This is a genomic window from Estrella lausannensis (assembly GCF_900000175.1).
GTDB lineage: Bacteria > Chlamydiota > Chlamydiia > Chlamydiales > Criblamydiaceae > Estrella > Estrella lausannensis.
This window is the reverse complement of the sequence record NZ_CWGJ01000012.1, coordinates 219,344-237,080: the sequence shown is the minus strand read 5'-3', so window position 1 is coordinate 237,080 and position 17,737 is coordinate 219,344. Positions and strand designations below refer to the sequence as shown.

The following is a 17,737-nucleotide window of genomic DNA, read 5'->3' as shown; positions in this document are numbered from 1 at the left end:
CTCAAAATCTTTCCTTTCGGCCAGCATAAATCTCGAAACGCTTTCGGTATTTTTCCTTGAATACACTATACTGTAGCCAATCAAAACGCAGTTTGTTCCTTTATGGGAAAGAATGAACGGATCGAAATGCTGTAGGGTATTAAACATTAATAACCTGTGTCGATTCGAAGCCTCTCGGTCGCACTCTTTTCAAAAACGGAATCAAGTACCAGGATAAGGCATGAGTAAGACACTGACCATTTTAAAACCCGGAGAAGTTTTTCTTCCGCCGCCGGGGTTGAACCCTACGGGGCGCACTCAACCTATGGAGATCGAGGGCAGATCCTATCGGTGCCATTTCTATCACCGCCCCTTGAGTTTTCTTGAGAGGGCCATTAAAAGCGTCGCGTTGATCGCTCTGGCAGCGCTGTCGCTTTTGACGGCCTTCCTCCTAAAAGAAGTTCGAAATCTCGGGCGGGAGATCTTTCGCGGGTACGAGGCGCGAAAGGTGGCTTTCCCTTTTGAACCGTTTAGTGAGATGCCCGATGATGTTTTAAGGAATATCATGTCCCGATGTGAAATTCCGACCGTGGGCCGTCTGGCATCGGTGAACAAGCGATTTGATGAGTGCCAAAGAAACACAGTGCTATGGGCGGAGCTGGCAAGCAGCCATGAGATTAGTATCCCCGATGGGTGTGCTAACGTCAGAGAATTCATACGCTATACGGTCGTGCTTGATCTGGGAGTCATCGATCTTGCGCGGAAACGAATTGTGTGGCGAGGAGAGGAGACGATCTTTGGAACACCTCAGGCTGTGCGGGAAGCGTTCTTTCACCGGGCAGTCGGCTATTTTGAAAAGAGGCACTATCTCAAACGATATTTTGGCAATGGGGCCTATGCATATTACTACAAAGATAGCGATGGGGTCGTGAAATTTGTGCGCTCTGCGTCACGGCAGGAGAGGGATTTCAACCAGGATAGAGAGTCGGAAATTCAGGGTGTTGTCGCTGATATGACTCCAATTCTCTTAGTGGAGCGCGGATAGAGAGAATTTAGGGCTCAAGATAGCGCGCCTTCTCCTTCTCGATGATCTCAATGTCGATGACCGGAGCCTCATGGGATATTCCCTCGCAGGAGGACTTGGCCGCATCCCAATTCTCCTTGGACTCAAGAAGAGAGGGCCAGAAAGGGAAGGTCTGGCATTGGACGGGTCTTACGGGGTATACGGAGCAAAACTTTCCTTCTAAGAAGATGCAATCGAAGCGCTCTTTTTCTATCAGGGAGATTCTGCCGTCGATGATTCGGGTATAGCGTCGTAAGAAATCCTCTTTCGAGATCTTCAGATAGGCGGAAATGCTATCGATTTCTTTGTTCTTTAGCCAGACGGCACCGGGTGCACCTGTGCAGCATTTGCCGCAGCCAGTGCATTTAAACTGAAGGCCCTCTTGATACCAAGGTTTTTTTTTCTCGGCGATGGTGAGTTTGTTTGTCTTTTTCATTCCGAATCTTTCAATTTCTGTCGAATGCCGGCAACGACAAAGAGGATAAGAAACACGAGGGTGAACATCCCCACGATTCCGGCTTCAACGAAAAGGTTTGCAAAAATCGGATACAGCATAACACACCTTGATTTAAAATTGGAGGTTCTTCTGATCTTGGCAGATTGCAGCCGCTCTTTGCAAGGCGTGATTGATATCAGGCTGCACATTATCTTCACCGAGCAGCTTCAAAAGGCCGGCATGATCCAGTGAACGGCGAACATCTTTCTTGATACCTGACAGCACCAAGACAGTTCCCTCTTTTTTTGTCTTCTCGTAGATATCCTCCAGGACGCGCATTCCCGAAGCGTCGACATGGGGGACAGAACGCATGCGTAAAATGAGGACTTTTGGCCTTGTGCTGATTCGGGAGAGAGCTGTTTTGAATTTTTCGGCGGCCGCAAAAAAGAGCGGACCTAAGATTTCATAAATCTCAGTCCCCTTAGGGATATGAAGTTGCCTGAGGGCCATGATGTCCTCTTGCTTTTCCTCCTCGTTAAACGCAGCTTTGATATCAAAAGTCGTAGACGAGCTTGCCATGCGGGTTAAGAAGATCATGGCGGCTAAAATGATGCCCGCCTCGATCGCTACAATCAGGTCGACAAAGATAGTGAGGGCGAAGGTGGTGAGTAAAATGGCGATATCTTCTTTCGGGCTGCGCAGCAGCTTAGCAAAGAGCCTCCATTCGCTCATGTTATAGGCCACAACAATTAAAATCCCTGCCAGTGCAGGCATGGGGATCAGGGCAACCAAGTCGCTGATGAAATAGAGCATCAGCAGAAGGGAAATCGAGTGAAAAACCGCTGCCAGCGGGCTTGCCGCTCCCGAACGGATGTTGGCGGCGGTTCTGGCGATCGCGCCTGTAGCGGGAAGTCCTCCGGCAAGAGCCGATCCGATATTGGCCACACCTTGTGAGATAAGCTCGGCGTTGGACCTGTGCCTGCGCCCTGTCATGCCATCGGCGACGGAGGCTGAGAGCAAAGATTCAATTCCCGCCAGCAGCGCAATTCCTATGGCTGGCTTGATATAGCGCGGCAAATCCATAAAGGAGAATTCGGGGAAAGAAAAGGTGGGTAAGGCGGCATGAATCTCACCGAATCGAGTGCCTATAGTATCTACCGGCAGGGAAAAAAAGTAGGCGATCAGCGTTGCCAGTGTAATTGCGACGAGGGGACCGGGCAGATTTTTGATGAATTTTGGAGTGAGGGCCATGCAGAGGATAGAGAGGCATCCAATCAGCAAAGACCACAAGTTTACTTGCTGGAGGCTGCAGGCGTAGAGCCCCCATTTGGCAAGGCAACCTGGCGGCGGCGGATTTTCTGTCGACAGGCCCAACAGATCGTGCAACTGCGAGGTAAAGATAAAAAGTGCGATGCCGGCCGTAAATCCGATAATGACCGGATAGGGCACGAACATCATTGCTTTGCCGAAGCGGAAAAGCCCCATCAGGATCAGTATGATTCCGGCGATGAGCGTTGCGATTAAAAGCCCTTGATAGCCGAATTTTTGGATGGTTTCAAAGACCAAGATGACAAAAGCGCCGGTCGGTCCGCTGATTTGATATCTTGAACCGGAGAGCGCTCCGGCAAGAATTCCGGCCACGACTGCTGTGATAAGGCCCTCTTCCGGACGGGCGCCGCTCGCGATCGCAAAAGCGATGGCCATCGGCAATGCGATGATGCCGACAATAATTCCGGCTACAATATCCTTAGCCAGCATTTCTTTGGTGTAGCCTTCTTTAAAGACTGCCAGTAGTTTGGGTTGATAAGAAGAGTGCATATCTAAACACTTGGTATGAGGGGAAAGGGGGCACGCGTCAAGACTTTAGCCTAATCGTAAGCGACTGTCTACACCATGTATACCCTAAAATGTCGCTTTTTTTCAAAGGGAGTTGTTTTAGAGCCTGTCTTAAAAATTAAACCGGTATGCTTTGCTGCTGAATTTAGTTATAAGCTTCGAAAAAAAATCTCCATAGTGGATTAATATGCTGAAAATTTTTTCGAAGCGTACATGCCGAAAGCCTATCAAAACTTGGCATGAGGGCTTTGAGAAAGCCTCTGGATTGGTAGATAATAAGTCCTCCATAGAGTAGAAATGGAAGGGGATTTGCAAACTTTCAATTTTTTAGAGAGCTTTCCCTTTGCCAAAATCCCCGATTTCGAGACACTTTACGTACAAAGGCAACTTTGCCGCCAAACTGAAAGGGACATATGCATAAACAGAGAGAGCACTGGAGTTCTAGAGTCGGATTTCTTCTTGCAGCGGCAGGATCAGCCATCGGCCTCGGGACGTTGTGGAAATTTCCTTATGTGACCGGACAAAACGGCGGCGGCCTTTTTGTCCTCATGTACATTGCCTGCATCTTTCTGATCGGTATGCCGGTGTTTGTCGCAGAACTTATTCTGGGAAGGAAAGCTCAGAGGGGCGCTGTCGGAATTTTTGAGGCTTTGCCGACCCGGCATGAGTGGAAGATCGCGGGATGGCTGGGTGTTGCCGCCTCCTTTTTAATCATGTCATACTACAGCGTTATTGCCGGCTGGGGCCTCAATTATGTGCTGATGTCGCTTAACCAGGTTTATGAGGGTAAGAGCTCTGTTGAAATAGAAGCGATGTTTAACACACTCTCTCACTCGTCCGATATCACCGTGTTTTGGCATTTTGTCTTCACGGCGCTGACAGTGGCCGTCGTCTATCCCGGCGTCAGACACGGACTTGAATACTGGAGCCGCATCATGACCTCGGGGCTTTTTGTGTTGATGCTGGGGCTTTGCCTCTACAGCGTTACACTGGACGGTTTTGGCGAAGCGCTGCGTTTTATCTTCTACCCGGATATGAGTAAATTCAATTTCTCGGGGGCTCTTGAGGCCCTTGGCTTATCTTTCTTCACACTTAGCCTGGGGCAGGGCATCATGTTGACTTACGGAAGTTACATGAAGCAGAACGAAGATGTTCCCATGAACGGCGGAATTATAGGTATTTCCATCACCTGTGTTTCACTTCTCGCCGCGATCACCATCTTCCCGATTATATTCACTTTTGGAACAACTCCTCAGGGAGGTCCGGGACTTGTTTTCAAAACTCTTCCCCTGCTCTTCTCTAAACTTCCTGGAGCAATTATCATTTCGACTGCATTCTTTACCCTCTTCGTCTTCACAGCACTGACCTCCTCGATCGCTCTCGTCGAGGTTGTTTCGGCCAACTTGATGGACCTTTATGGATGGACCAGGAAAAAAGCAGTACTGACGGTCGGTGTTGCCTGTTTTGTGTTCGGCATTCCGAGTGCCCTTTCTGGTTCGGACACACTGTTTGCAAACTGGGGATTGATCTATGGTAAAACATTTTTCCAGACGATCGATGATCTTGTGTCCGTATGGATGCTCCCGATAGGGGGGCTGCTGATTTCAATTTACTCAGGCTGGGCCTTGGATAAGGAATTTGTCCGGGAGGAATTTTTGAAAGGGACTAAGCTTACCTGGATTTTTGCACCTTGGCATTTTTTTATCCGCTATGTCTGTCCGCTCGGTATCACCTTGATTCTTCTTCAGAAAAGCGGTGTTGTCGACGTTGAGCAGGCAGCGGCCTTCATCCGCAGCTATTTTTAGAGAGGCGCAATATTCGTCGCGGCGAACACTGTTGTCGTCGGATATAGCTTTAAAAGGAGTACGCTCAGGATCTCTTTGAGCCAGGAAATCCCTTTCGCATGATCGTTCGTCATGTATTCGGCGGTCAGGTAATTGGGATCCCGAAAGATGTAGCGTCCCAGATCTTTGTCAAATCGGATGAAAACTGCGTGCCCGCCGTCTTTATACTCAAAGCCGATCTCTAGGGATGGATTGGATTTATGCAACTCTTCCGCATGCTGCTCGATTTTTGAAAACATCCGTTCGATGTCTTCTAAAGTCGCACCGCAAGGCCTCATAAATTGTGTTTGGTGTAAGTTGTTTTTCTTCAAGACAGGCTCAGGGATTTCGGAAGAATTGATGGGCTGCTGAATAAAATGCAGTTTGTACATGGCATGGTTGTACCGCACCTGCGGGTCGATTTGATTCAATCGCAGTGTTTCGAATGGGGTCTCAGGGGCCCTGATGAGCTCTTTGTCAAGCTCGTAGCACATCATCATGCAAACGCCCGTTCCCAGAACTGTACCCAGGCCGTCTTCTCCTTGGCTGTATTCCACTACATTAACACCTGGCTTAAGAAAGAGACGGTAGAATTCCAGGTTAGGCCTGAGAGCGGATTCGATAGCATTTTCATCCACGTCTGGATGCAATTTCACAGATTCGACAAAGGCTTCACACCTTTTTTCCAGCTCTCTTTGCAATTGATCTGGATCCAGGTTTGAATCGAAGAGGGGCTTCAATCCGTTGATAAATTGATTGCGACGGCTGTTTTTTGTCAGCGTAAGCAGAAGCTGCTTTCTCACCTCTGTCCTTGCATAAGCCTTAGGGAGTTTGTTTTGCAGCCGCTCAAGAATATTTTTCCTGTTGTCTTTCAGCTCCTTAAAAGGGGTGACCATCAGATCGGCCAAGGTGCAGTCCAGACCTTTAATTCTTTCTATAACTCCGTGCGCGGCCATGCAGAGGTTTTCAGGGACTCCTGCCAGCCGATAGCGCATCATTGTCGCCAAATGTGTTAAGTTGTCGCGGAATTCCGCTGTCGGCTTTGTGATTTCCCCCTTTTTGGACAGCCTTTGGTAGATGGTTGTCATCGCTTCCTTGGCAATATCAAGATTGTCGTAATCACCGCTGATCTGATACCCCAGATTTTGAAGCACTACTCTTTCGAGGGCTCCGCCGCGATGCCTTCTCTTGAGTTTGATCTCCGCTTCAATAAGCGCCTGGTTGATGATCCCGTTGTACTCCTGGATTAATTCTTCTCCAGTCTTACCAGCAATCAGGGGCAAACCGGAAAATTCAGGGTGCATTTTCTGTACGACCTCTTCGCTGCAGGGAAGATGAGCTTTGAGTTCGCTTCGAAGTTGCGGAAGCGCTTCTTTGATGGATGCGACATCCTTGTGCATCTCCTTTACTTTTTGAATGACCAGATTGTGCCGCGCTTTTGTCAGAAGGATTCTGTTTTCGAGGACATCTTGGCCGACGATACCGGGGTCTTTAGAGCACTCTTCGGCCAATTCCTCTCCCACAATTTTTGTAAGGGCTTTCTTCAGGTCCAAGAGGGCTCTTTCGTTCTCCAATTTTTTGGATTTTTTGATGAAACGGCTGACGCAGAAGAGTTTTTTCGTCTCGTCTCCACCCTGAAGTTCCAGGGCGAGTGTCTTTGCGCTTAGGGCGAAGGCTGCTTGTTGCTTTGTCAAAGGTCCTTTGTGCAACGCTTCCAAAACAAAACGTTCCTCAGGTTGAATCAACCGGGCAGCCTCTTTTTGCTTTAGGGAAGACATATAGATTCCATAGATCGAAGAATAAGAAGAGGAGAGTTTGGATAGGGCAAAGCCAATAAACGCCAGCGGGATGCTGACAGGGAGCAGCGCTGTAAACAAAATTCCAGTGACAACTCGGGTAACTAGATTGAATTTCTTCTGACTGAATTCCGTCATGTCTTTGCTTATTGTAAAGACCCGACCGAAAGCAACGCGAAGCGGCAGCAGTAAAGCCCCGGACAAATCTTCCATAACGTCAGCTTTATCCTGGCAAAGGGAGCGGTCAAAACTAATTGTCATAAATTTCGGGTATTTATTGCGTTAGAATGATTATTTAAATGAATATAATATCATTTTTTTGTTTTATTTCAAAACTTTGTTTGTTTTGTGTTGCTATCTGTTTAAGTGCAAAACAAAAATTTTTAAACATGTGTGGCAACCATTTACCTCGACAAGGCGGTTGCCTGATCTGTAGTTGTTGAGATCGGCGGGGCTCTCGTGCTATATAAAAAAATTATTACATATAGGAGGCGTTCGATGTTCAAAGCCACTGGAGTTATGCTTGCCCTTTTGATGACGGGCGTGGGATTTGCCGAGCCCATGGAAACGATTAACGAGAAGGAGGCCGCCGTCTATGCCGAAGAAGCATACATCTTAGGTTATCCCCTTGTGATGATGGAAATGGCGAGGAGAGCGATGACCGCATCCGGTGAAGCAGGAGTAGATAAGCCAACCATGGGTCAGCTATCGCACATGCGTACCCTGCCTGACGCAGATACTCCGCAGAGACCGTTTTCCAACCTCGATCTTCTCTATTCAATCGCATGGGTAGACCTCAAAGATGAGCCCTATCTGTTGAAAATTCCAAAAATTGAAGGGCGCCTATTTCTTTTCCCCTTGATCGGCGCCTGGAATGAGGAGTTTTTTGCGATCGCAGGAGTCGGCGGGGAGGGAGGTCAGTTTCTGATCACCGGTCCCGAGTGGCATGGAAAACTTCCAGAAGGCGTTGTGGAGGTGAAGTCGCCGACAAACCTTGTCTTCATTCCCGGTAGGCTCTTCACTAGCGGTACAGAGGAGGATTTAAAGCATGTGAGGGCCCTTCAGGACCAGATTGAGTTGAAACCCCTGTCCCACATAGGAGAGGCTCCTCTTCCCTCGGTCGATATCGTTTACTCACCGCAGGAGATGGCCGATGCAGTGGCGGGTGTCGAGAAGATGAAAGCCGACGAGTATTTTAAAATTTTGGCCGGGCTTCTTCAGTCCAATCCCCCCGTAAGAGAGAAGAACACCTACCTCTCCAGGTTTAAAAGGATAGGGATCGTACCAGGAAAGGACTACACCACTCCTCCTTTCAAAACCAGGATTATCGCAGCCATCGAAGGCGCGAAGAAGACGGCATTTGATAAAATCGCTGCCAGAAGTCATGAGACGGAGGCTTGGGACAATACCTGGACATATACCCTAAGTACAGGATCATTTGGCGACGACTATCTACAAAGGGCCCACATGGCCAAAGTGGGTCTTGGGGCGAATTTACCAAGAGAGTCGATTTATCTGATCACAGATCAAGATCAGCTGCGTCGAAAACTGACGGGTAAAGACACCTACATCCTTCACTTCTCCAAAGAGCGCCTGCCCCCCGTCAAAGGGATGTGGTCGATCACGGTGTACGATGAGCAGGGAAAACTTGTCCGCAATAAGATCAATCGCCATTCCTATTCATCGAAAGATGATATACGCTACAACTTCGATGGCTCCTTGGATCTTATCCTTTCGCAGAGATATCCTGGCACTGATAAGGAAGGTAACTGGCTTCCGGTGCCCGAAGGGAAATTTTTTGTGATGCTGCGGCTTTATTTACCTCAGAAACAAGTGCTCGAGAACAGCTGGCACCCTCCGGCTGTCGCAAGCTCTCAGTAAGAGGTTGCCCACAATTTATCTCAGTATGCTTTGCTGTTCCATGGAGTTATACCGAAAGTATCTCAAAACTTGGCATGGGGGCTTTGAGAAAGCCTCGGGATTGAAAGATCGTAAGCCACCTCATATTTCTAATATTAGGTGGCTTACGATCATTCAATCGCGAGAGCTTTCTCTTTGCCAAAAACCAAATTTTGAGACACTTTCGGTATATACGCTTCGAAAAAAAATATCATATTGGATTGGTATGCTGAAAATTTTTCGAGGCGTATGACTCAATTCGGCAGGTAAATCATCCGATTGCAGTTTAGGACAGGCTTCTAAGAGTCGATACCAAAGGTTTCTGCAATGAGGTCTCCCGCGAACAGGGGTTCGTGGCGGCCTAGGTATTTGACGTCTCCTTTGTCTAGCAGCAAGCAACGGTCGCTTAAGGCTTTTACGAAATTGAAGTCGTGCGAGGTGATGATCAGGGTTTTGCAAGCGGTTTTGAGCCTCTTGATTTCTTCCTTTAGAACATTGCGTCCCAAAACATCCTGGAAAGACATCGGTTCATCAAGCATCATCAAGGGGCTGTCTGCCAGCAGGGTCCTGGCAATATAGCAGCGTTGTCTTTCGCCGGCCGACAGGCTTTGAATCGGCATGTCTTTTAAATGATAGATTTTTAGCCGTGTCATCACATCTTCCAGCTGAATGGGATCGAGCTTTTTTGAACTGGCGAAAGCTCCCATCGAAACGATTTCAGCGGCTGAAAATTCAAATTGGACAGAAGGAGTTTGCGGGACTAGGGAGACTGTTTTGCTGAGCTCTTTCCGCGGCATGGCATGCAAATCACCTCCCCGGTAGAAGAGGTCGCCGGCAGAGGGCGTAATGAGGCCCCCGATCAGTCTCAGCAAGGTGGACTTTCCCGATCCGTTGGGTCCTAAAACGGTGAGGGTTTCTCCATGGTGGACAGCGAATGTGATGGATTTGATGATCTTTTTTTTCTTCGCTGTGTAGCTTAAGTTGCGGATGTCTAAGAGGGGGGTAGACTCAGGCATAGGCTCTCCTTTGGCCAAAGAGGAGGGCTAGGAAAAAGAATCCTCCTAATATGGCCGACACATTCCCGATGGATAGCGACTGGATGTGGAAGTAGCGCAGCAGCATATCCATCACAAGGAGAGCAAAAGCTCCTCCCATGATATTGATGGGCACCAAGTCGGCATTCATTGGTCCAATCAGGCGCCGGGTCAAGTGGGGAAGAACCAATCCGAAGAATGCGATGATACCGACTCCGGCAAGGGCGCCGCCGGTCAGCAGGGCGACCGATACGAAGAGCCTGAAGCGTACTTTTTGGACATCGACTCCAAGGTTCAGTGCCTCTTCATCACCTAAAGAGAGTATGTCCAGCTCTTTCCTGTAGTTGTAAGCGATCAGCAGGCCGACGACAGTCAGCGGCAACTGCATGTGGACGTGTTGCCATGTCTTATCCACCGAAGATCCCGCCTCCCATTCGGTGATCGTCTGCATGAGCCTCCAGTGGTCTCTTAAAGCATAAAGGATGACTCCTTGAATGGCAATCAGGAGCGTGGATATGGATATGCCTGTCAGAATCAGGTTGGGGATGATATCCTCTCTTTTTAGGTAAGAGAAAAAATAGACGGCCATCAGTGTTGCGAAAGATCCAATAACCGCTCCTACAGGCACCGCATAGGGGTAGTAGAGGTGCCAGTCCAGAGCGAACACCACAACGACAAGCAGGCTTCCGCCGCACGAAATACCCAGAACGCTCGGAGAAGCTAACGGGTTTTGAAACAACGCTTGCATGACGAGGCCAGAGAGGGCAAGAGAGGCGCCAGTAGATAAAAGCACAATAAGCCTTGGAATTCTCTCGTCAAGGAGCGGATTCCATTGTGAAGAGGACTCGGCGAAGCGCCTTTGAACCCCTTCCATTACAAACTTCCAGGGAATGTCTCCGTGATAGAGGGAGAAGAGGGCTACCGGAAGGAGCATGAGCGCTAAAATTAGGCAATATAGGGATGACTTACTCAATGCTGTCCCGTCTTTGCAGACGTCTCTCTTTGAAAAAGTTTAACGACAGATGCGTTGAGGTCGAGGTATGCCAGGGCGATCACTTGCGAAGGCGTCAGCTGGATGTCTTCGGAAATGTAGGAGATGGTATTTTGAATTTTTGCCGTGATCTCATCTAAGAAGGGACGCGCTGAAAGCAGCTTCTCCATCTCGGACGGCTTGTCTGTTAAAACGATCATCAAATCCGGATTGAAGTAGGCAATTTCCTCTTCCGTAATGGGTACAGAGAAGCTCTCAAGGCGCGGGTCTTGCGGGAGGAGGGCTGCGTAGTTATCAACGCCCATCCTTTTGAGAAGGTGATCGGTCAGGGTTTTCTTTCCTGGAAGAAAAAAGCGGTTGTAGTAAGTCAGAGCCATCACTTTCTTCCCTTGCAGAGAAAATCCGCAGCCGGTTCTCCAGTTGTCGATTGCGATAAATACAGCTTCGACAAATGTCTTCAGTAGGCGCCCTTTCATAGGCTCTCCAATGACGTCGCTGATGTCGTTGATCGCCTCTTGCAGATCCTCCACGGAACTGATATCTCTGACGAAAAAGAGGTCCACCTCCTGAGAGCGTAAGAGATCGATCGAGGAGGGATTGGAGTAGTATTTCGATACAAACGCTATATCCGGCTGCTGGGTGCAGATCGCTTCGCTGGCATATCTGTCAAACTCAAGAGGAATGCTGTCTGTGAGTTCGCTCGGATAGATGTGGTTTTGCTTTTTTAGGCCTTTGGGGAGGGCAATGATACTCTCTTGTCCTTTCAGTGCCAGCAGGATGCTTGCCGCCATGTATGTCTGAGGCAGAATTTTTTCTCTTTTTAAGGTCAGATCAAAGGGCGATCCCATATCGTCGATAACGACAGACATTTCATCGGATCGGTAACTGAAGGAAGAGGTTTCCGTGCGGCCGACATGGAGGAGACGTGCTATTTTCTGGCTTTCGATCAGTTTATCATCTGAAAGTCTCTTAATTCCTTTAACCCCATCCTTCTCCAGGATCTTAGCTTCGATGTCCCAGCGAAGAATCAGCTCGGCCATTAGGTTAGTGTCGCCAAAAAGAGCCCTCTTCAGCACCTCTTTTTCCACCAGTTGGCAGGTTGTCTCCTCATGGATCAAAAGCTCTCTCGAGTGCGCCGCACTCCCTTTGTGAATGATGGACTTGGGTTCATCCGCTTCGTGCAGGCGAAAGGCGAGCATCCACCATGAAAAGATCAATAGGAAGGCTATCGTGTAAGTGGCTATAGGTCTTGTGAACATCCGCTGCTTCTTGCGAGGAAAGACTCATCCCGAATCTTATCCGAGTAAAATTTTGGGTCTGGCCTCTATGCTCTTTGACATTGAGGGTGGGTGAGGATGATCTCTTCTTAGATTCTGACTACAGGCTGCCAATCACTAAAAAAGAGCGTTTCAGCAAAGAAGCCGCTTTCAAGACAGTTGCTTGAAAAGCGGCTTTTCTTCTGTTGGCTTAGGCGGTGGCTTAAGCGTCCTTATCATCTTCGGCGTCGACGATCAGAGCCTCGGAGATGAGGATGATGCCGGCCGCACTGTTGGCATGGGTTAAAGCGTTGATGACAACTTTAACCGGATCGATGACACCAGCCTGAAGGAGGTCTTCCACCTTTTCCGTCAGCGCATTGAACCCGTAATTCTTTCCGGCCTTAAGCACATCGGAGAGAACCACAGAGCCGTCAAAACCGGTGTTTTCAGCGATCTGCTTGAGGGGGGCCTGACATGCCTTGACGATAATGTCGGCGCCAATGGCTTCCTCGCCTTGCAGATTGAGGGCTTTGATTGCCTCGGCGGCTGCAAGGAGAGCTACGCCACCACCGGGAACGACACCCATGGCGAGAGCGGCCTTAGTGGAGCTCAAGCTGTCTTCAAAGAGCTGCTTTTTCTGCTTCATTTCCGGCTCTGTCATCGCACCGACCCGGATAACGGCCACGCCACCTGAAAGCTTGGCTCTTCGCTCTTCGAGTTTTTCTTTGTCGTAAGTGTTGGTTGTTTTTTCCAACTCTCCTTCGATCTGTTTAACGCGGGCTTCAATTTGCTTTGGCTGGCCCTTGCCATCAATGATGATTGTTCTATCCTTGCTGATGGTGATTTTGTCGGCTTTTCCAAGCTGCTCAGGAGTTGCTTTGTCGAGGGTGAGTCCGGCATCTTCCGCGATTAGCGTTCCGCCGGTGAGAGTGGCGATATCTTGCAGCATCGCTTTTCTTCTGTCCCCAAATCCCGGAGCTTTGATGGCCGCAACTTTCAATGTGCCGCGGATTTTGTTCACGACTAAAGTGGAGAGAGCGTCTCCATCGATGTCCTCGGCAATGATCAGCAATTCCTTTCCTGTGGCTGCTGTATGCTGCAGTAGGGGGAGGATCTCATGGATGTTGGAAATTTTTTTGTCGCTGATCAGGATTTCGGCATTTTCCATCTCAACGATCATCTTTTCTAAGTTGGTGCAGAAATAGGGGCTGATGTAGCCGCGGTCGAATTCCATCCCTTCAACCAGCTCAATCGTGGTTTCAGTTCCTTTTCCCTCTTCAATCGTGATGACTCCGGATTTGCCCACTTTCTCGATGGCGTCTGCGATCATGGCGCCAATCTCTTCGTTGCCGCTGGCGGAGACAGTCGCGATATTCTTTGTTTCTTTGCTGCTCTTGACAGCGATGGCTTTTTTCTCAATGTGCTTGATGATCGCCTCTGTCGCTTTATCCATTCCTCTCTTCAGAGTGATGGGGCTTAAGCCGGAGCTGATGTGTTTCATCCCGTTTTCAACCATGGCGAGCAGTAAAATGGTGCCTGTCGTTGTCCCGTCACCGCTTTTTTCTTTAATTTTTTCAACGACTTCTTTTGCCATGGAGGCGCCGATGTCTTCATAACGGTCTTTCAGCGTGATATCCTTGATGATGCTGCGGCCGTCCGAAGTGATCAATGGGGCGCCCCAGCTTCTTTCGAGGCCGACGTTACGCCCTTTCGGTCCAAGGGTGCACGCAACCGCGTCTGTCAGTTTTTTAATCCCTTTCAAGAGATTCTCTCGCGCTTCTTCTTCAAAGATGATGTCTTTCGCAGTGGTCGACATGCTCATTCTCCTGGTTTTATGTAACTTTTCCGGTACGAATAGAAATTTTAACCCTTTATGGAACTGAAAATTGCTGGAGTTCCACTTTTCACTTGCATTGCCTGGCAACGTCTTGCATCGGCTGCCTGCCGGGCCTTATAGATCTTCAGGGATTTGGCCGCTGTGAAAGCTGCCGCAGTTCAGAGTCAGAGGCGGTGCAATACGGAGTCGTCAGTTGTCTCTTAAACACGGGGCATCGGCATGGCGCGCCTTGAAAATTTATAGGGTCAGGCAATAGAGGCATTGTAGGCTAAAAAGAGCTAAAGAGGCAAGGGATTTTCTTGCTGAATTAGCAATCTCTAAAGTCTTTTGCTAATTTTCGGAAATGAGGCTATTTTAGCTCTCTGCACTCCGAATGTTAGGAGTTGCCGCCTGTGGCCGTAGGCTGTGGGAGCGTTATTTCGCAACAGGCTCTTTTTTTCTTCTTTTTAGGGGGGGTGGCAGTGTTTTGCTGCTGACGCTCAAAGACTCAGGCGCAGCGGAGGTGTCTGCCGGAGAGGGGAAGTGCTCTGCGGGTGTGATTTTCAGCATGACTAAAGTGTAATCTAGCCGATTTTGCTCGATTTCAGCACCCTCTTTCAGGACAAAAATGTAGGGGTGGATTAGGTGTTTAATGCTTTTCATGCCTGGTCTTGCTTAATGAGGAAAGCCTAAAGCATAAACAGAAAGAGTATTGTTGTACATCGAAAGTATCTAGAAAGGGGAGGTGCTGGGAGCCCCTCAGATGTGAAAGATTGCAAGAGCGTTCGTCTTGCTGAGTTATAGCTGCTTTTTGAGCTTCATTTGATCTACAGGTTTGCAGGGAAAAAAAGAGCCATGGTTCTCCTTGGCGGAGAGCATGGCTCCTCATTCGTTCTACCTGTCTTCAGGTTAGAACTTCATACCCCAGGAAACGCCCCATACGTTGAGCGATTGCTTCAGGTCGACTTCTCCTCCGCCAAATGGCTGGTTTTCAGGAATCGAGTCCTTGCCCTTAACTTTTTTCTCAAATCCATGAGCGTAAAGTACTGAGATTTCGTTGCAAGCGTTGATGTGGTAGGTTGTTCCCAGCGTCAAGACATTTTGAACTAAGTCGCATGTCAAGAGGTTTGGTCCTGTATCCGAAGAGGGGATGACGCAGTTGGCGTGACGGAATCCTGCTCTGAAATCCCAGCATTCGTTCAGTGTGTAGTCTACACCAAAGCGATAGAAGTGCTGGTTCTTAAATCCAAGTCCGGCGCCACCCTTGTCACCTAAGTGAGCTTCGAACAGGTTGGGTAGGAAGTGGTTCTTCAAGTGCTGAACGTCTTGCCATTTGACATATTCGTAGTCAAACGCAACAGCCAGGCAGCTCCAGATGTTGTAGGAGAGGCCGGCCTGGAAACGCATCGGAGTGGGGAAGTTGCCCTTGTCTGCCAGGAATCCTTTGTATTTTTTGAAGCGAGGATTGCTGGTTTTTGGCGTCCAGGATGCGCCTACGCGGAAGCAATCTGTAGGTTGCCACAGGTAACCAAGTGTTACGCCTACACCTGTTGACCAGTTGTAGCCTCTGTTGGTTACGTTGCCTGGTGAGCTGGAGGAGTTCGCGTTATCAAAGTTCTGCAAGCCGTTGAGTTTGATGCGCTGAACGTTGATGTTCAACGAAACGCCGATATTATGCTGTTCGCAGAAGTTGACTGCCAGCATAGGAGCGACTGTTTGGTGGATGTACTCAAGACCTGGTTTGCTTGTGCCAAACAGTGTGATCGTTTTTCCGTAGGTCGTTTTCAGGTAGTTTCTGTTGTAGCTAACAAGTCCTGTCGTGAGGTGGATGGGTTTACCGCACCAGTCGAAGCAGAAGTGCTTGTTGATACCGAATTCGGGTACATAGACGTTTGGAGTCTTTGCGGCATTGCGGGAGCCGTTCAACGGGTTGTCTGGGTACAGGATGTTCAGTACGCTGGCGTTGTCGTGGACGTTGGTGCGCTGATAGAATTGAACCCAGCTGATGCCCAAGTCAAGTCTATCTGGAAGAAGGTTGATGGCTGCAGGGTTATATGCCCCGGCAAATGCGTCTACCGGATAGGACACGCTTGTAGCGGCCATTCCGGTTGTTTTGACGCCTGCAAGCAGCGCTTCAGATTGCTGCGCCGGCAGCGTCAAGCGCCGGCGGCGTCAATGTGGCTACAGCCCCTAGCAGGAAGTAGCCAAGTTTACGTATCTTCATTCATTTTCTCCTATAGTTGCTATCGATAAAATCTTTCTATACCGCTGTTCGTTTTACACATACAGAAACATATGTGATTTTGTAAATGAAATTTAGAAAAAAAGCACTGTTTTTCAAGTGTTCGATGGCGCTAAAGAATGTGAAAAGTCCACATCAATGTGAATTTGGGTGCGACATCTTCTCTTCCGGAGAGGTGTTTTTAAGTAAACTCCCTGTAGACGTTTTGCTTGGAGATGCCTTTCCAGGAAGCGGCTATCTTGATGGCGTCTTTCAAAGGCAAGTCAAAGAGTTCCTGCAATTGTTCGGCAAGAGCTTTGGCGTCCATTGTTTCGAGCTCTTTCTGTAAAAGCGTCTGCGCTGGCCGAGCCAGGACAACGATTTCTCCCAGGATCTTGCGGCCTTTGAATTTCTCCAGCACTTCTGAGGGGGTTCCTCTCACGAACTCCTCAAAAGTTTTGGTTAGCTCGCGGGCGATGACGATTTCCCAGTCGCTTCCAACATGTGACAGGATTTCCAGCGTTTGCAATAATCTTTCCGGAGATTCAAAAAACAGGGAGGTGCCCTCAAAAAGAGCAATGGCAGCGAGTGTTTTTCTTGTTTCAAGCTGGGTTCTTGGAAAAAATCCGAGGAATTGGAAGGGGATGGTGCCAAGTCCTGAAGCTGCGAGGGCTGTTATGACGGAGGAGGGGCCGGGGATGGGTGATACCGGAACTCCTTCAAGTCTCAGCCTCTTGACCAAGGCCTCACCCGGATCGGAGATCGCAGGAGTCCCTGCGTCGCTGATTAGCGCAATTTTCTTTCCTTGGCGGAGTAGCGAAAGAACCTCTTCTTCCCGTTTTGCTTCATTAAACTGGTGAAAACTGATCAGGGGTTTTTTAATCTCAAGATGCTCAAGCAAGTGAGAGGAGTGGCGAGTGTCTTCGCAAAGGATAAGATCGCACTCTTTGAGTGTTTCAATAGCCCTAAGGGTAATATCCTTCAGATTGCCTATGGGTGTCGCTATCAGATAAAGCATTGAAGGAGGGTTGCCTTTGAGGTGTTTCTGATTAGGAAGAGCGCGTTCATCAGAGATGAAAGGCAGGTCATTAGGTGGTACCCAGATTCGAACTGGGGATGGAAGCTTTGCAGGCTTCTGCCTTACCACTTGGCTATACCACCGAAAAAGAAGGCACGTTTATAGCTGAAATTAATGTTGAGGGTCAAGGAAAAAGTCGATCGATCAAATGTGATTGACTATAATGATCTTGTGTTAAATTTCTGTGCGATGTTCGCAGGTTTCTGCCACAATGTGCTTGGACAAGGGTGTCCACTTTTTAACGGTTTGTGGGCGGTCTCAGGTGGTATTGTGTATATGCCGCGACTTCGTGCGGGAGCTCTTTTGCATGGCGCTTTGGCATGGATCTAAGGGGGAGTCGAGGATGGTTCCCTGCCTGCATATCTCTTTACCGAAAAGCAGTGATCGTCTATGCTATTTCTATCTTGGAGTGAAAAATATACCGAATGCGTCTCGAAATTTGGGGTTTTGTCTTTAAGAAAGCCTTGGGATTGAGGTTGTAAGTTGCCTTATATTTTTAATAATAG

The 17,737-nt window shown here is 48.7% G+C and carries 14 protein-coding genes and 1 tRNA gene; 3 read left to right on the top strand and 12 right to left on the bottom strand.

Going from position 1 to position 17,737, the window contains the following annotated elements; genetic code table 11:
- Window positions 1-220 precede the first annotated feature (220 nt).
- Window positions 221-1,024: an F-box protein gene (locus ELAC_RS06030; RefSeq protein ID WP_098038384.1), complete on the top strand. Its 804-nt coding sequence runs from the start codon at window positions 221-223 to the stop codon at window positions 1,022-1,024.
- A gap of 7 nt (window positions 1,025-1,031) precedes the next feature.
- Here the strand turns inward: ELAC_RS06030 and ELAC_RS06025 are convergent, their stop codons facing one another.
- Genes ELAC_RS06025 through ELAC_RS06020 form a run of 3 tightly spaced genes read right to left on the bottom strand, consistent with a single transcriptional unit; the run spans window position 1,032 to window position 3,296 of the window.
- Window positions 1,032-1,478, bottom strand: a complete 447-nt coding sequence (locus tag ELAC_RS06025) for a YkgJ family cysteine cluster protein (protein WP_098038383.1) — start codon at window positions 1,476-1,478, stop codon at window positions 1,032-1,034.
- Window positions 1,475-1,597, bottom strand: a complete 123-nt coding sequence (locus tag ELAC_RS11995; RefSeq protein WP_275425085.1) for a hypothetical protein — start codon at window positions 1,595-1,597, stop codon at window positions 1,475-1,477. The genes ELAC_RS06025 and ELAC_RS11995 overlap by 4 nt, the downstream gene beginning before the upstream one ends.
- A 13-nt stretch (window positions 1,598-1,610) precedes the next feature.
- Window positions 1,611-3,296 carry a SulP family inorganic anion transporter gene (locus tag ELAC_RS06020; RefSeq protein ID WP_098038382.1) on the bottom strand — a complete coding sequence of 562 codons (1,686 nt, stop codon included), beginning with the start codon at window positions 3,294-3,296 and terminating at the stop codon, window positions 1,611-1,613.
- Between the two features lie 431 nt (window positions 3,297-3,727).
- Between ELAC_RS06020 and ELAC_RS06015 the strand changes: the two genes are divergently transcribed.
- Window positions 3,728-5,119 (top strand): sodium-dependent transporter, encoded by a 1,392-nt coding sequence (locus tag ELAC_RS06015; protein WP_098038381.1) that lies wholly within the window; start codon window positions 3,728-3,730, stop codon window positions 5,117-5,119.
- Here the strand turns inward: ELAC_RS06015 and ELAC_RS06010 are convergent.
- Window positions 5,116-7,194 carry a hypothetical protein gene (locus tag ELAC_RS06010; RefSeq protein WP_143406454.1) on the bottom strand — a complete coding sequence of 693 codons (2,079 nt, stop codon included), beginning with the start codon at window positions 7,192-7,194 and terminating at the stop codon, window positions 5,116-5,118. The genes ELAC_RS06015 and ELAC_RS06010 overlap by 4 nt on opposite strands.
- Window positions 7,195-7,431: 237 nt before the next feature.
- On the opposite strand from ELAC_RS06010, the gene ELAC_RS06005 reads away from it, so the two are divergent.
- Complete coding sequence (locus ELAC_RS06005; RefSeq protein WP_098038379.1) at window positions 7,432-8,814, top strand: DUF1254 domain-containing protein; 1,383 nt, start codon at window positions 7,432-7,434, stop codon at window positions 8,812-8,814.
- A 317-nt stretch (window positions 8,815-9,131) separates the two neighbouring features.
- Here ELAC_RS06005 and ELAC_RS06000 read toward each other — a convergent pair whose 3' ends face one another.
- The 8 genes from ELAC_RS06000 to ELAC_RS05965 form a co-directional block, all read right to left on the bottom strand.
- Window positions 9,132-9,848, bottom strand: coding sequence for an ABC transporter ATP-binding protein (locus ELAC_RS06000; RefSeq protein ID WP_098038378.1), 717 nt, complete (start codon window positions 9,846-9,848; stop codon window positions 9,132-9,134).
- Window positions 9,841-10,839 carry a FecCD family ABC transporter permease gene (locus ELAC_RS05995; protein WP_143406453.1) on the bottom strand — a complete coding sequence of 333 codons (999 nt, stop codon included), beginning with the start codon at window positions 10,837-10,839 and terminating at the stop codon, window positions 9,841-9,843. The genes ELAC_RS06000 and ELAC_RS05995 overlap by 8 nt, the downstream gene beginning before the upstream one ends.
- Window positions 10,836-12,116, bottom strand: a complete 1,281-nt coding sequence (locus tag ELAC_RS05990) for an ABC transporter substrate-binding protein (RefSeq protein ID WP_098038376.1) — start codon at window positions 12,114-12,116, stop codon at window positions 10,836-10,838. Before ELAC_RS05990 ends, ELAC_RS05995 begins: the two co-directional genes overlap by 4 nt.
- Window positions 12,117-12,336: 220 nt before the next feature.
- Window positions 12,337-13,932, bottom strand: a complete 1,596-nt coding sequence (gene groL / locus ELAC_RS05985; protein WP_098038375.1) for a chaperonin GroEL — start codon at window positions 13,930-13,932, stop codon at window positions 12,337-12,339.
- 435 nt (window positions 13,933-14,367) lie between these two features.
- Window positions 14,368-14,595, bottom strand: coding sequence for a hypothetical protein (locus ELAC_RS05980; RefSeq protein ID WP_098038374.1), 228 nt, complete (start codon window positions 14,593-14,595; stop codon window positions 14,368-14,370).
- A 246-nt stretch (window positions 14,596-14,841) separates the two neighbouring features.
- Window positions 14,842-16,092 carry an OmpP1/FadL family transporter gene (locus tag ELAC_RS05975; RefSeq protein WP_098038373.1) on the bottom strand — a complete coding sequence of 417 codons (1,251 nt, stop codon included), beginning with the start codon at window positions 16,090-16,092 and terminating at the stop codon, window positions 14,842-14,844.
- 263 nt (window positions 16,093-16,355) lie between these two features.
- The gene (rsmI, locus tag ELAC_RS05970; protein WP_098038372.1) at window positions 16,356-17,171 is read right to left on the bottom strand and encodes a 16S rRNA (cytidine(1402)-2'-O)-methyltransferase; all 816 of its coding nucleotides are present in this window, start codon (window positions 17,169-17,171) and stop codon (window positions 16,356-16,358) included.
- Window positions 17,172-17,243: 72 nt separating this feature from the next.
- A tRNA-Cys gene (locus ELAC_RS05965) sits at window positions 17,244-17,314 on the bottom strand.
- Window positions 17,315-17,737: the final 423 nt, after the last annotated feature.